Genomic DNA, 13,429 nt, shown 5'->3' on the forward strand with positions numbered 1-13,429 from the left:
TATTTTCTCCGCATCAGCGTCAATTATTTTATTTCCAGCGTTTTCGAGTTCAGCGTCAGCACCTGATTGACACGATCGAATGCCATGACCACCGGCGGCGGCAGCGTCGGAGACATCGTGGCGTTAACGCTACAGGCCAGCCAGTGAGTGCCCGGCGTGAGCGTCGTGCCGAGACAGGGGATCTCTCCAGGAGAGGCATACAGAATGTTGCTGTTCGGCGGGGTGGTGACGACCAGCGGCTGGCGTTCAGCCAGCAAATCCTCGATCTGACACACGCCGGAGGTGGTACAGAGAGTCAGCCCGTTTTTTGCCATTCGGGTCGTCGTCAGATGATGGCGATTCAGTGCGAATCCGCCTTCCACGCAGTCGAGCGTGCGTGGGGTTACAACGCGATGCAGCCGGAGATGCCCCTGCTCATGCGGGATAAGCCAGGTGGTGACGCTGACATCCGGCCAGGGGCGCCAGACGCTTCGAAGCCACGCTGGCGTCATCTCCACCGCATCGCACTCGCGCCGCCCGCGCCAGTAGCCGTCCTGCTCGCTGAACATCAGCGTTGAATCACAGGCGGCATGGTTCAGACCATACACGCCGCGTTCAAGGGTGAAACCAAAGTGGCTGGAATAGGCGAACTTGCAGTATTTGGCGTCGAAATTGACGAAGTTATTGCGATCGTACTGCCCGGACATCAGCATCCAGACGTGATGGTTATCCTCCGCATGAACAATAAACTGCCCGGCTTCCGCTATCGGGTGAACCGTCTCCAGCGCGGGCAATGGCGCGGGTTCCGCCTGCCAGAACGCACTCTCTTGCGGCAGCGCCAGAATCAGCAATGCCTTACATGCCCAGTACGGCGAACCGGGGCTGTTGTAATCTTCGGTCATCACCAGATTCGGGTATGTGTACCCCAGCGTGAACAAACCATCCGGGCCGATAAACGGTTGGCTCAGCCACCAGTCGATTTGCCGCAGGATCAGCCCTTTGATAACCGGTACGCTAAACACATCCAGCCCGGTATATGCCACCGCGCTCCAGAATGCGACCTGCACGAAGCGATAAGTCAGGCTACGGCCAAAGGGGATCGCATTGCCGTCACCGGTAAAGTAATGGATATAATCTTTCGCGAACTGACGCGCGCGCTGACGATAGCGCAGGCAACGTTCGGGATCAGCATCCTGCATAAAGTGGCTGTACAGCAGGCTGTAAAAGTGAAACCCGCTGGAGATGTAGTAGTCGCGCGGCTTACCGGCGCCATCGGCGTACCAGCCGTTGCCAAGCCAGAACGGTTCAATGGCATTCAGATGCTTATCAATCACCATCATGTCGTAATGCCGCCCGACGCACTTAAGCCCCACCTGCACCAGCACCGGGAAGAAATGCCAGTTGTTATCGGGGATCTGAATGTCGGCGCTCTGGCGTAACCAGCGCTCCAGATTGTTTTGCTCGTCGATGGAGAGCGCTGACCAAAGCCCCGTTCCCGGTAACGCCAGCGCCAGGCCAAACGCCGCCATTTCGACGCATCGCTGATCGTTATCCGTCAGGGAGCCCCAGTAATCAGGATGTTCGGGATCGCAGCCGTGACGAATACCGTCGATAAACGTCTCGCGAAAATCATCGGCTTCGCCACCGCTCAGTAACGGCGCCAGCAGCCACAGCAGACGAGAGAAACCTTCCATTCCGGCGACATCCGCCGGATAGTGTGCGGACGTTTCTCCGGCGTCCAGACGCGTGTTTCCTCGCCTCAAATGGGGGACGGCTGACGCCAGCCATTGTTGCGCCAGTCCGACATATTCTTGCCTTATTCGCATAATGAAACCTCGTTTCATTTGATAAATGTTGGACGCATAATAAGGATTCAGACGGACAGACAAATGTGATAATTGTCGTATTTTCGGACAACGTCGGTGATGAATAACAACATTCATCCTCTTTTAGCGACAAAAATTCGATTAGAGTGATAAAAGTTTAAGTTTATTCACATTGCGGGAGGGGCGGGCAGAAATGCAGCGAATGGAAGACAGCAGTTATCTTGAGAATATCAACCTCAACGATAAGTCGATTTACTTTAACCGCATGAAGAATATGCCTGCCAACTACTACCACTGGCATCAGTGTGTGGAGATCCTGTCAGTTTCTCAGGGAGTTGGCATCGCGCTAATGGAGCACCAGCAGTACACCGTTAAACCGGGGCGCATTTTTATTTTTCCGCCGGGAAAGCTGCATAAGGTGTTTGTCGAGCAGGACGATCGTAATGTTTATCACCGTACAACGCTGCATTTTAATGGCTCAATTATTGAGCAGTACCTGCGGGATTTTCCGCGTCAGCAAATGTTGCTGCGTCAGCTCTGTGGTCGGGGAGAAAAGGCGCGGGTATTTGATGTCGGCGACGTACAGCCGGTGATTGAAACGCTGCTGAGCCGTTTTGAAACGCTGGTAAAAAGCAAAACGTTCAGCGTCAGCGACAGCGCATTTCTGGTGATGCAGATTATCAGCCTGCTGCCGCATCAGGAGCAGGCGACGGGATACAATACCTTTTCGGTCAGCATTATCCGTTGGATAGAAACCCATTTTCACCAGCGCTGCTCGCTGGACGATATCGCCCGCGAGATGGGCTGCTCGCGCGGACATGCCTCACGCCGCTTTCACGAGGAAACGGGCGGCACCATTCAGGAGTATCTGATGATGCGCCGTATCCGTCAGGCATGTGAATTGCTGCTGCACACCAACAGCTCAGTGCGTGAGATTGCCGAACAGGTCGGTTTCTCCGAGTACGCCTGGTTTATTACCTGTTTTCGCAAGAATATGGGTAAAACGCCGTTGCAATATCGCAAAACGTATTCCCCCGCCTAGTTCCCGCGCTGGATGATCTGGCCTGTAGGTCGGATAAGGCGTTTACGCCGCCATCCGGCACGTTGACGGATTACGTCTGGCAGTGTGGACACCAGTAGAACGGGCGCGAGGAGAGCGTCGTTTTCTCAATAATGCCGCCGCAGCGCTCGCAGGCTTCGCCGTCCCGATGGAACACCTTAAAGCGAAACAGCGCGCCGTGATGCGTGTTCTCATCCGCCTGACCGCGCGTGGTATAAGAAAGGCGCGGGATATCGAGCAGCGCATGAGATAACGCCTCCAGCTGTTGGTCGCTGAGATCTTTCGCCTTATGCTGCCCCGTCAGCCCTACCTGCCAGAGAATTTCCACACGCAGATAGTTACCCAGCCCGGCGAGAAACGCCTGATCCAGCAACAGCCCGGAAAACTGACGATTACGAAAACGCGCAGAGAGCAGACGCGCTTTTACATCATCGGGCGTCAGCCGCGGGTCCAGCACGTCCGGCCCGACGCGTTGCAGAAACGGGTGGGTGGCGAGCTGTTCCGGCGTCAACATTTCAATGTCGGACGCGCTGTAAAGCAGAATGGTTTTATCCGCCGTTTGCAGGTTAACGCGTAATACCCGGGTGGTTGCCGGGATGTTCCCCGTCTCCACTACTCGCCATACGCCATACAACTGGTTATGGCTGTAGAGCGTCAGCCCCTGCGAAAAGTGGGTCAGCAACGCTTTCCCCCGTGTTTCGATATGGGTGACCGTCTGCCCAATCAGCGGCGATTCATACGGTTTTAACTGCGAAAAGGCAAACCAGACGTCCGTCAACGGTTTGCCTTTTATCGCCGCCTCCAGGTTATCCGCCGCACGACGGATCTCCGGGCCTTCAGGCATAGTTCTGTCCTTTGTTAGTGAGTTGCTCCGCCTGTTACTGCAATGTCAGTTTCCACATGAAGCGCTGTGACAATGGCGATTTCCAACGCCTGACGCACCGTTTCCGCCGCCATGCTGGGCGCACCAGGATGTGCCGCCGCCTGTTCCGGCAGATAAGGAATATGGATAAATCCACCCTTCACGTCCTGAATATCGCGCAATTTATGCAACAGTCCATACATTACGTGGTTGCAGACAAAAGTGCCTGCGGTCTGAGAGACCGATGCCGGAATCCCCGCTTCGCGCATCGCCGAGACCATCGCTTTGATCGGCAGCGTGCTAAACCAGGCTGCCGGGCCTTCCGCCACGATGGGCTCATCAACTGGCTGCCTGCCGCGATTATCGGGGATACGCGCATCGTCAATATTAATCGCCACGCGCTCCACGGTAATATCCGTACGCCCTCCGGCCTGCCCTATCGCCAGCACCAGCACCGGGGATAACGCGTCAATCGCCGCATTCAGCACGGTGAGAGAGTCGCCAAAGACGCAAGGGAGCTGGCGGGCCACCACGCGACACCCTGCGATGATAGCATTGTCGAGACGCGAGACCACTTCCCAGGAAGGGTTAACCTGCTCGCCGCCGAAGGGTTCAAACCCGGTGATTAATACCGTCTTCATCCTTCCTCCTTACAGAAACATCAGGAAATACATCAGAAACACGTTAACCAACAGCAGCACAATACCGGTCGGCACCTGCGCTTTGATCACCGCATTTTTATCCGGCAGTTCCAGCAGCGCCGCAGGCACGATATTAAAGTTTGCCGCCATCGGCGTCATCAGCGTTCCGCAGTAGCCGGAGAACATGCCGATTGCCGCCATCACCGCCGGGTTCCCGCCATGTTGCAGCACCAGGATTGGAATCCCAATCCCCGCCGTCACAATCGGGAATGCGGCAAAGGCGTTCCCCATCACCATCGTCAGTAGCGCCATACCGATGGTGTAGACCGCCACGGCGATAAAACGGCTATCGACGGCAAGATATTCCTGGGTGAGATACGAAATTCCACTGCCGACGCCTGCCGCGGTAAATAACAGCCCTAACGTGGCGAGGATCTGCGGTAAAATGAACGCCCAACCGATGGAATCCAGCAGACGACGCGCTTCCTGAATCGGCTGGTGCACCTTCTCATGCGTCATCTTTATCGCCATCCCCAGACCAATCAATGACCCCGCAGTCATGGAAAACAGCGTCACCAGCGTGGCGTGATTGCCCGGCCCGAACAGCGTCTCCTGCAATCCGGGAACATGGTTGAACATAAGCACGCCGATCACCGTGACCACCGGGATCGCCAGCGCCGGATAAAACAAGCGGTTGCCCAGACGACTGGCGCTTTCCTCACGCTGTTCGCGAGTTCGCTGGTGATAGCTTCCGAGCTTCACGCCGCCGAAACCGGCAATCAGCGCCATCACCACCACCGCCCCACCGACGGCGATGTTAACCATGCGTTTGTCGCCCACCAGCTGATAAGTCCAGTCGCCGAGCAGGAACAGTACGCCATAAACGCCCCAGAATAACCCCGTCGTCAGGCGACGCGGGTTGGCTTTGTCCTGCCACGACATGACGGCGACAATCAACAGCACCACACCGGCCAGCCAATAGAGATAGCTTTGTTGAAAATTCATTTCGCCTCTCCTTTGCTCATCGCCGCGCTGACTTTCGCCACTTCACGTTGCAGATAATTGTCCAGACGCCACAGGCGCGCGCCGTGAATCAGAAAAGCGCAGATCGCCGTCGGGATCCCCCACAGCGCAATATGCAGCGGCTCGGTCTGAATCCCGCCGGACTCCAGCATGAAGTTGTGCATAAAGATGATGGCGCCAAAAGCCACGAAAATGTCTTCGCCAAAAAACAGCCCGACGTTATCGGTGGCTGCTGACATTGCCCGCAGCCGGTAGCGAACCGTGCCTGGCAGTTCCCCGTGTATTTTCTCTGCCGCCCCTTCCGCCATCGGCGCCAGCAACGGACGCACCATTTGCGGATGGCCGCCGAGACTGGTCAGCCCCAGCGCTGCCGTCGCTTCGCGGACAAACAGATAGACAATCAGCAGACGTCCTGCCGTGGCGCTGCGGATTTTCGCGATCCACGCCTGCGCGCGCTCTTTGAGCCCGTGACGTTCCAGCAGACCGATAACCGCCAGCGGAATCAGCAGAATAAAGGGCAGGTTACGGGTATTGAGGAACCCTTCACCCAGTTTTTCGAGGATCGTGGCGATCGGCATCTGCGCCGCCAGTCCCGTAACGATCCCGGCAATAATGACCACTAATACCGGGTTAAAGCGTAAAAGAAATCCAGCCACAATGACGGCGATACCCATCAGTGGCCAGAGAGAAATTGCGTCTCCCATGATCCGTTCCTGTCAGTCGTGTTGCGTTGTTTTTATTTGCACAGCGCCTCTTCGGGCACTGTGTCAGCCTGGTTATTGGTTATGCCATAATCCTGATACTGCGTTCTTCAAACGCCGCGCGCAAACGACGGGCAAAAGCAAGTGCGTGCTCGCCGTCGCCGTGAATACATACCGTTTGCGCCACAACGTTCGCCCATTCACCGGTAATGCTTTTCACTCTACCGGATTCCACCATGCCCAGCGTTTGCGCCAACGCGTGTTCTTCGTCTTCTACCAGCGCGCCCGGCTGGGTTCGCGGCACCAGGCTGCCGTCAGCCTGATACCCCCGATCGGCAAAAACTTCCTGACGCGTCGTCAGGCCATAATGCTCGCCTGCGCGAATCAGTTCGCTGCCCGCCAGCCCGACCAGAATCAGCGACGGATCGCAGGCATGTACCGCTCTGGCGATGGCATCCGCCAGCTGTGGATCTTTCGCCGCCTGGTTGTACAACATACCGTGCAGTTTGACATGACGCATAACGCCGCCTTCCGCGCGGGCTATCGCCGCCAGCGCGCCGATCTGGTACAGCGTCTGGGCGTAGACGGTTTCCGGCGGTAACGTCATGGCGGTGCGGCCAAAGTTTTCCCGGTCAGGGAAACTGGGATGCGCGCCAATCGCCACGCCGTTTTTCAGCGCTTCGCGCACGCTCGCCAGCATGGTTTGCGCATCGCCCGCGTGAAATCCGCAGGCGATGTTGGCGGATGACACCAGTTGCAGTAACGCCGCATCGCTGGCGCACCCTTCGCCTAAGTCTGCGTTAAGATCAATGTTCATCGTTGAGTCGCCATGTTAACTGTTCCAGATAACGCTGCTGGTCGTGACGCGCCTTAAGCGCCTCCTCCAGCGTACACTGAACAAAATGGATCGGTTGCCCGAGAGGGATCTGCGCCAGATGATACATATCCGCCTCAATGATGCAGGCGATACGCGGGTAGCCGCCGGTGGTCTGGGCATCGTTCATCAGCACGATCGGCTGACCATTATGCGGCACCTGAATAACGCCCGGCAGCAGCCCGTGCGACAGTAACTCACGTTCGGTGGTACGTTTCAGCGGTTGCCCCTGCAAACGATAGCCCATACGGTTACTTTGCGGGCTAAGCTGCCACGGCGAGCGCCAGAACGCCTCCTGCGAGGCCGCTTCAAACTCCTGGTATTCCGGGCCAGGCAACGCGCGAATCCGGTTCCCCCACAGCAGCTGTTTAACGCCCTGCGGGCCGCTGAACTGGCGTTCTGACCTTCCTGTCGCCAGCCGATCGCCATCTTTTAACAAACGCCCTTCCAGCCCGCCAATGCCGACTTTCAGGTCGGTGCTACATGACCCCATCACTTCAGGCACGTCAATGCCGCCCGCCACGGCCAGATAGCTGCGCATTCCGTGGAGCGGGCGCTTCAGCGCCAGACGCTGCCCCGCTTTCACCGGCAGCCGCCAGCCGGTCCAGACCGGTTGGTCGTCCAGACGAGCCTCACACCCGGCGCCGGTCAATGCAAACCAGCCGTCGGATTCAAATTCCACCACCAGTTGGCCGAGCGTAATCTCCAGCGCCGGAGCACTGGCGTCATTCCCCACCAGCAGGTTCGCGATATGCAGCGCCGGTTTGTCCAGCGCGCCGCAATGTCTAATACCGGACTGACGATAGCCGTGTCGTCCCCCATCCTGCACTGAGGTGTACATACCCGCGCGAATAATGTTCAGCATACCCCCTCCTTCTGCGGGACAAAGCGTATGGTGTCGCCCGGACGTAACAGGATGGGCTCATCCCGCTGTGGGTCGAACAGCTTCAGCGGCGTATGGCCGATTAGTTGCCAGCCACCCGGCGTCGGCAGAGGGTAAATCCCGGTTTGCGGGCCGCCAATCCCCACGGAACCCGCCGGAACAATCAGGCGCGGTTCTGCCCGTCTTGGCGTGTGCAATTGTTCCGGTAAGCCCCCGAGATACGGGAAGCCCGGCTGAAAACCTAAAAACCAGACGACGTACTCCACTGAAGCGTGCAGTTCAACCACCTGCTTTTCGCTTAATCCGCTGTGTCGCGCCACCGCCGCCAGATCCGGGCCGCCCTCGCCGCCGTAGGTCACGGGAATTTCGATAAAGCGTGAATCAGGCTCCAGCGCCTCGCTCTCTTCCCACCAGCGCTGCAAACGTTCAATCGCATCCAGCGCCAGCGTCTGCGGCTCGTGCAGGATCACCGTGATATTGTTCATACCCGGAATCGCTTCAACAACATTCGGCATATCGACCAGACGCTGCGCCAGTCGCCAGATGCGTTTCTGGGATGCCAGCGTGACCGGCGGTTCAAGCTCCAGCACCACCGCCGTTTCACCTAACAGATAACAACGCGCTCGTTGCACTTTCGTCCCTCTCGTGTTTTATGCGTTATGCCGGATTAGGAATATCAATAAAGGTCACATCCAGACTCGTATTTTCAGTCAGCCATTCGCTTAACGCGCGAATACCGCCGCGCTCGGTGGCGTGGTGTCCGGCGGCATAGAAATGCAGCCCCTGTTCGCGGGCGGAGTGAATCGTCTGTTCAGAGACCTCGCCGGTAATAAACGCATCCACGCCAAAGCGCGCGGCGCTGTCGATAAAACTTTGCCCGCCACCGGTACACCAGGCCACACGCTGCACTTTTTCCGGCCCGGTATCGCCGCACCATAACGGTTTACGCCCCAGGCGCGCTTCAATCCACGAGGCCAGTTCCAGCCCCGGCACCGGCATTGATAACTCTCCCCACGGCACCAGCGGCTCGATTTCCCCCATCACGGTAATGCCAAGCAGCGCCGCCAGCTGCACGTTGTTTCCCAGTTCCGGGTGCGCATCCAACGGCAGATGCCAGCCATAGAGGTTAATGTCATTCGCCAGCAGCGTTTTCAGCCGGTTGCGTTTCATACCGCGAATGACCGGAGATTCCCCTTTCCAGAAGTAACCATGATGAACGATGACCGCATCAGCCTGCTGGCGTACCGCTTCGTCCAGTAAGGCCTGGCTTGCCGTCACGCCGGTCACGATTTTTTGCACCGTCTCTTTGCCTTCAACCTGTAAGCCATTCGGCGCGTAATCGCTGATGGCCGCGCTGTTCAGCTTTTCATTGATCAGTTGTTCCAGTTCGGTGTTTTTCATCATCGCTCCCTTCTTCATATGTGCACTACGTTAAAATAGCGTTCTCCCGTCACTTCGTCGATAGCCATTTCTTCGACACATTGAGAAACAATCACGCCGTTTTAAGACGCAAAATGCTTACCCTTACTCGATCTGATTCATGTATATTTATGCAATCAGACAGCATATTGCAAAAATAATCAGATCTGTATCGAAGTTATAACTTTAAGGAAACACACTCACGCCGCGGATTTCTTTTGCGGTGTGACATCCATCCCGGAATCACAATGAATAAACCATCTTCTCAACCGCGCGCCATTTATTACGTCGTCGCACTGCAAATTTGGGAATACTTCAGCTTTTACGGCATGCGCGCCCTGCTGATTCTCTACCTCACCAACCAGCTAAAATACGACGATAACCATGCGTATGCGCTGTTCAGCGCTTACTGTTCGCTGGTCTATGTCACCCCGATTCTCGGCGGGTATCTGGCGGATAAAGTGCTTGGTAATCGCATGGCGGTCATGCTGGGAGCATTTTTGATGGCCGTTGGGCATCTGGTGCTGGGGGCAAGTGAAATCGCGCCGACCTTCCTTTATTTGTCGCTGGCGATCATCGTCTGCGGTTACGGTCTGTTCAAATCCAACATCAGTTGCCTGTTGGGTGAGCTGTATAAACCGGAAGATCCACGCCGCGACGGGGGATTCTCACTGCTATATGCCGCCGGCAATATCGGCTCGATCGTTGCCCCTATCGCCTGTGGTTATGTTCAGGAAGAGTACAGCTGGGCGATGGGTTTTGCGCTGGCGGCTATCGGCATGATCGCCGGGTTAATTATCTTCCTGTGCGGCAATCGCCATTTCGCCCACACCACTGGGGTGAATAAAGCCGTGCTGCACGCCAGAACGTTTGTTCTGCCCAACTGGTGTTGGCTGCTGGTGCTGTTGGTCGCCGCGCCGCTGCTGATCACGGTGCTGTTCTGGAAAGAATGGTCGGTCTATGCGCTGATTGTCGCCACCGTCATTGGTCTTGCGGTGCTGACAAAAATCTACCGTCAGGCACAGACGCAAAAACAGCGTAAAGAGCTGGGGCTGATTGTGGTTCTCACCTTCTTCAGCATGTTGTTCTGGGCGTTCGCCCAACAGGGCGGCAGCTCCATCAGTTTGTACATCGACCGATTTGTGAACCGTACGATTCTGGGTTACGAAGTACCGACGGCAATGTTCCAGTCAGTGAATGCCTTCGCGGTCATGCTGTGCGGCGTGGTGCTGGCCTGGCTGATTAAGGAGAGTATGGGCGGCAACCGTACCGTGCGGATCTGGGGGAAATTCGCCCTGGGTCTCGGTTTAATGAGCGCCGGATTCTGCATTCTGACCGTAAGCGCCCGGTTATCTGCCGCCTACGGTCACTCTTCTATGCCACTGATGATCTTAGGGTTGGCGGTAATGGGTTTTGCCGAGTTGTTCATCGACCCGGTCGCAATGTCGCAGATTACACGTATTGAGATCCCTGGCGTGACGGGCGTTCTGACCGGCATCTATATGTTGCTCTCCGGCGCAATCGCCAACTATCTGGCTGGCGTCATTGCCGATCAGACCTCGCAGAGCGCGTTTGATGCAAGCGGCGCGATCAACTACGCCATCAATGCCTATATCGATGTGTTCGACCAGATAACCTGGGGAGCGCTGGCCTGCGTGGCGCTGGTACTGCTGATTTGGCTGTATCAGTCACTCAAATTCAGAAACCGCCCGCTGGCGGTTGAGTCCTGAATGACATTACGCCCGGTGGCGCAGCGCTTACCGGGCCTACAGCGTGGCACTATCTGTAGGCCGGATAAGGCATCGCCGCCATCCGGCATAACGTATAAAAAAACCGCCACATTTCTGTTGGCGGTTTTCTCGGACGATGCTGTATATCAGTAGAAATCGCAGGTCACTTTTTCTGCCTGCTCCATCCACACCGGTTTATCGCTGGTTTTCGACCAGACGCGATGCAGATAGCTGTAAAAACGAGCACGGTCTTTCCAGAACAACATGACCGGCAGCGCCAGAACCCCAGCCACAACGGCGAGAGTGCGGCGTAACAAAACAACATGAGCTGGATATTCTTTATAGAGTTCCATACTTTTCTCCCCTTTATCTGGCCGGTAATCATCACCGGTAAAGTCAAATTGGTTATCTGCTGAAAATAGTACCGCTTTGCGTGTAATTTTACTACTCATCCGACCACTTATTTTTGTCTATTTAAGCTTTATTTACATTCGCCCTGTAATTAAGTTACATAAAAGTTAAATTAATACTAATCATTAGTTAAATGATGGTCTTTTTCATTTTTATACTTTTTTTACACCCTACGCGCCGATTTTTGCGAAATCTTTGCAGGCAAAAAATTACCCTCCGCATATCAGAAGAAAAACCACTGGAGGTGCACCGTGAGTGCAGGCGTAATCATCGGCATCGTGCTGATTTTCTTACTTTTGGGTTACCTGGTGTATGCCCTGATTAATGCGGAGGCATTCTGATGGCGGCCCAGGGATTTTTACTGACAGCCAGTTTTTTACTGATCCTGTTCGTGCTCGCCCGCCCTTTAGGCGTGGGTCTGGCGCGACTTATCAACGACATTCCCCTGCCAGGCACCGCCAGCGCAGAGCGTCTGCTATGGCGCGGGTTGGGGATACCGACGCAGGAAATGGACTGGAAACAGTATCTGCTGGCCATTCTTACCCTGAATCTGTTGGGTCTGGCAGTGCTGTTTCTGATGCTGCTGGGGCAAAACCTGCTGCCGCTGAACCCGCAGCAGTTGCCTGGCCTTTCCTGGCATCTGGCGCTCAATACGGCCATCAGTTTTGTCACCAATACCAACTGGCAGTCCTACGGCGGGGAAACCACCTTAAGCTACTTCAGCCAGATGGCGGGACTGACCGTACAGAACTTCCTGTCGGCGGCTACCGGTATCGCAGTGATCTTCGCCCTGATCCGCGCCTTTACGCGCCAGAGCATGGATACGCTGGGCAACGCCTGGATGGATTTGGTGCGCATTACGCTGTGGATCTTATTGCCGCTCGCCCTGTTAATCGCCCTGCTTTTCATCCAGCAGGGCGCACTGCAAAACCTGCTGCCCTATCAACCGTTCACCAGCGTTGAAGGTGTGAAACAGCTTTTGCCGATGGGGCCGGTAGCTTCACAGGAAGCCATAAAGATGCTCGGCACCAACGGCGGCGGGTTCTTCAACGCCAACTCATCGCATCCGTTTGAAAACCCGAGCGCATTAACCAACATGGTACAGATGCTGGCGATCTTTTTGATTCCCGCCGCGCTTTGCTTTGCCTTTGGCGATGCGTCAGGCGATCGCCGTCAGGGACAGATGCTGCTGTGGGCGATGTCGATCATTTTCGTGGTCTGCGTCGCCGTGGTGATGTCGGCGGAAGTCCAGGGCAATCCTCATCTGCTGAAGTTTGGCGCCGACAGCAGCCTCAATATGGAAGGCAAAGAGAGTCGCTTTGGCGTGCTGGTCAGCAGCCTGTTTGCCGTCGTGACCACGGCGGCCTCCTGCGGGGCGGTTATCGCTATGCATGACTCCTTTACCGCGCTGGGCGGCATGGTGCCAATGTGGCTGATGCAAATCGGCGAAGTGGTTTTTGGCGGCGTCGGTTCGGGTTTGTACGGCATGCTGTTGTTCGTATTGTTAGCCGTATTTATCGCCGGGCTGATGATTGGCCGCACGCCAGAATATCTGGGTAAAAAAATCGACGTGCGCGAAATGAAAATGACCGCCCTGGCGATTCTGATTACCCCGACGCTGGTATTGCTCGGTACGGCGCTGGCGATGATGACCGAAATCGGCCGCAGCGGAATGCTCAACCCCGGCCCACACGGTTTTAGCGAAGTGCTGTACGCCGTCTCTTCGGCGGCCAACAACAACGGCAGCGCCTTTGCCGGTCTGAACGCCAGCACGCCCTTCTGGAACTGCCTGCTGGCCTTCTGCATGTTTGTCGGTCGCTTCGGGGTGATTATCCCGGTCATGGCAATTGCCGGATCGCTGGTCGGTAAAAAGCGCCAGCCGGCCAGCCCCGGCACACTGCCGACGCACGGCGCGCTGTTTGTCGGCCTGCTGATCGGTACGGTGTTGCTGGTGGGCGCACTGACCTTTATTCCTGCGCTGGCGCTTGGGCCGGTTGCTGAACACCTCTCTTTATATTGA

14 protein-coding genes are annotated in these 13,429 nt (G+C 56.2%); 4 read left to right on the top strand and 10 right to left on the bottom strand.

Going from position 1 to position 13,429, the window contains the following annotated elements; genetic code table 11:
- Positions 1-23: 23 nt before the first annotated feature.
- Positions 24-1,805, bottom strand: coding sequence for a DUF2264 domain-containing protein (locus tag OGV67_RS21165; protein ID WP_286466040.1), 1,782 nt, complete (start codon positions 1,803-1,805; stop codon positions 24-26).
- Positions 1,806-1,998: 193 nt separating this feature from the next.
- Here OGV67_RS21165 and OGV67_RS21170 point away from each other — a divergent pair, with 193 nt between their 5' ends.
- Positions 1,999-2,847 (top strand): AraC family transcriptional regulator, encoded by an 849-nt coding sequence (locus tag OGV67_RS21170; protein WP_058668776.1) that lies wholly within the window; start codon positions 1,999-2,001, stop codon positions 2,845-2,847.
- Between the two features lie 70 nt (positions 2,848-2,917).
- On the opposite strand, the gene nei is transcribed toward OGV67_RS21170, so the two are convergent.
- From nei to ybgI, 8 genes are all read right to left on the bottom strand, one after another.
- Positions 2,918-3,709: an endonuclease VIII gene (gene nei / locus OGV67_RS21175; RefSeq protein ID WP_071259717.1), complete on the bottom strand. Its 792-nt coding sequence runs from the start codon at positions 3,707-3,709 to the stop codon at positions 2,918-2,920.
- 14 nt (positions 3,710-3,723) lie between these two features.
- Positions 3,724-4,368 (bottom strand): pyroglutamyl-peptidase I, encoded by a 645-nt coding sequence (pcp, locus tag OGV67_RS21180; protein WP_012133293.1) that lies wholly within the window; start codon positions 4,366-4,368, stop codon positions 3,724-3,726.
- A gap of 9 nt (positions 4,369-4,377) precedes the next feature.
- Positions 4,378-5,373, bottom strand: coding sequence for a DUF979 domain-containing protein (locus OGV67_RS21185; RefSeq protein WP_112002177.1), 996 nt, complete (start codon positions 5,371-5,373; stop codon positions 4,378-4,380).
- The gene (locus tag OGV67_RS21190; RefSeq protein WP_012133295.1) at positions 5,370-6,095 is read right to left on the bottom strand and encodes a DUF969 domain-containing protein; all 726 of its coding nucleotides are present in this window, start codon (positions 6,093-6,095) and stop codon (positions 5,370-5,372) included. The genes OGV67_RS21185 and OGV67_RS21190 overlap by 4 nt, the downstream gene beginning before the upstream one ends.
- A gap of 79 nt (positions 6,096-6,174) precedes the next feature.
- Positions 6,175-6,909, bottom strand: coding sequence for a 5-oxoprolinase subunit PxpA (gene pxpA, locus OGV67_RS21195; protein ID WP_286466042.1), 735 nt, complete (start codon positions 6,907-6,909; stop codon positions 6,175-6,177).
- Positions 6,899-7,831, bottom strand: a complete 933-nt coding sequence (pxpC, locus tag OGV67_RS21200) for a 5-oxoprolinase subunit PxpC (RefSeq protein ID WP_286466043.1) — start codon at positions 7,829-7,831, stop codon at positions 6,899-6,901. The genes pxpA and pxpC overlap by 11 nt, the downstream gene beginning before the upstream one ends.
- The gene (gene pxpB / locus OGV67_RS21205; protein ID WP_115614962.1) at positions 7,825-8,481 is read right to left on the bottom strand and encodes a 5-oxoprolinase subunit PxpB; all 657 of its coding nucleotides are present in this window, start codon (positions 8,479-8,481) and stop codon (positions 7,825-7,827) included. Before pxpB ends, pxpC begins: the two co-directional genes overlap by 7 nt.
- A 25-nt stretch (positions 8,482-8,506) precedes the next feature.
- Positions 8,507-9,250, bottom strand: a complete 744-nt coding sequence (ybgI, locus tag OGV67_RS21210) for a radiation resistance protein YbgI (protein ID WP_024130534.1) — start codon at positions 9,248-9,250, stop codon at positions 8,507-8,509.
- 266 nt (positions 9,251-9,516) lie between these two features.
- On the opposite strand from ybgI, the gene OGV67_RS21215 reads away from it, so the two are divergent.
- Complete coding sequence (locus OGV67_RS21215) at positions 9,517-10,998, top strand: MFS transporter (RefSeq protein ID WP_115614963.1); 1,482 nt, start codon at positions 9,517-9,519, stop codon at positions 10,996-10,998.
- Between the two features lie 146 nt (positions 10,999-11,144).
- Here OGV67_RS21215 and OGV67_RS21220 read toward each other — a convergent pair whose 3' ends face one another.
- Positions 11,145-11,351 carry a YbfA family protein gene (locus OGV67_RS21220; RefSeq protein ID WP_024130535.1) on the bottom strand — a complete coding sequence of 69 codons (207 nt, stop codon included), beginning with the start codon at positions 11,349-11,351 and terminating at the stop codon, positions 11,145-11,147.
- Between the two features lie 309 nt (positions 11,352-11,660).
- Between OGV67_RS21220 and kdpF the strand changes: the two genes are divergently transcribed.
- Together kdpF and kdpA are read left to right on the top strand one after the other, a co-directional pair.
- Positions 11,661-11,750: a K(+)-transporting ATPase subunit F gene (gene kdpF, locus OGV67_RS21225; protein ID WP_042285393.1), complete on the top strand. Its 90-nt coding sequence runs from the start codon at positions 11,661-11,663 to the stop codon at positions 11,748-11,750.
- On the top strand, positions 11,750-13,429 hold the full coding sequence (kdpA, locus tag OGV67_RS21230; protein ID WP_115614964.1) for a potassium-transporting ATPase subunit KdpA: 1,680 nt from the start codon (positions 11,750-11,752) through the stop codon (positions 13,427-13,429). Before kdpF ends, kdpA begins: the two co-directional genes overlap by 1 nt.

It is taken from the genome of Citrobacter sp. CK188, assembly GCF_030333525.1.
Classification (GTDB): Bacteria; Pseudomonadota; Gammaproteobacteria; order Enterobacterales; family Enterobacteriaceae; genus Citrobacter_B; species Citrobacter_B koseri.

Coding starts and splice junctions, on each gene's coding strand:
- OGV67_RS21165 (WP_286466040.1), bottom strand. CDS start 1,805: ATGCGAATAAGGCAAGAATATGTCGGACTGGCGCAACAATGGCTGGCG.
- OGV67_RS21170 (WP_058668776.1), top strand. CDS start 1,999: ATGCAGCGAATGGAAGACAGCAGTTATCTTGAGAATATCAACCTCAAC.
- nei (WP_071259717.1), bottom strand. CDS start 3,709: ATGCCTGAAGGCCCGGAGATCCGTCGTGCGGCGGATAACCTGGAGGCG.
- pcp (WP_012133293.1), bottom strand. CDS start 4,368: ATGAAGACGGTATTAATCACCGGGTTTGAACCCTTCGGCGGCGAGCAG.
- OGV67_RS21185 (WP_112002177.1), bottom strand. CDS start 5,373: ATGAATTTTCAACAAAGCTATCTCTATTGGCTGGCCGGTGTGGTGCTG.
- OGV67_RS21190 (WP_012133295.1), bottom strand. CDS start 6,095: ATGGGAGACGCAATTTCTCTCTGGCCACTGATGGGTATCGCCGTCATT.
- pxpA (WP_286466042.1), bottom strand. CDS start 6,909: ATGAACATTGATCTTAACGCAGACTTAGGCGAAGGGTGCGCCAGCGAT.
- pxpC (WP_286466043.1), bottom strand. CDS start 7,831: ATGCTGAACATTATTCGCGCGGGTATGTACACCTCAGTGCAGGATGGG.
- ybgI (WP_024130534.1), bottom strand. CDS start 9,250: ATGAAAAACACCGAACTGGAACAACTGATCAATGAAAAGCTGAACAGC.
- OGV67_RS21215 (WP_115614963.1), top strand. CDS start 9,517: ATGAATAAACCATCTTCTCAACCGCGCGCCATTTATTACGTCGTCGCA.
- OGV67_RS21220 (WP_024130535.1), bottom strand. CDS start 11,351: ATGGAACTCTATAAAGAATATCCAGCTCATGTTGTTTTGTTACGCCGC.
- kdpA (WP_115614964.1), top strand. CDS start 11,750: ATGGCGGCCCAGGGATTTTTACTGACAGCCAGTTTTTTACTGATCCTG.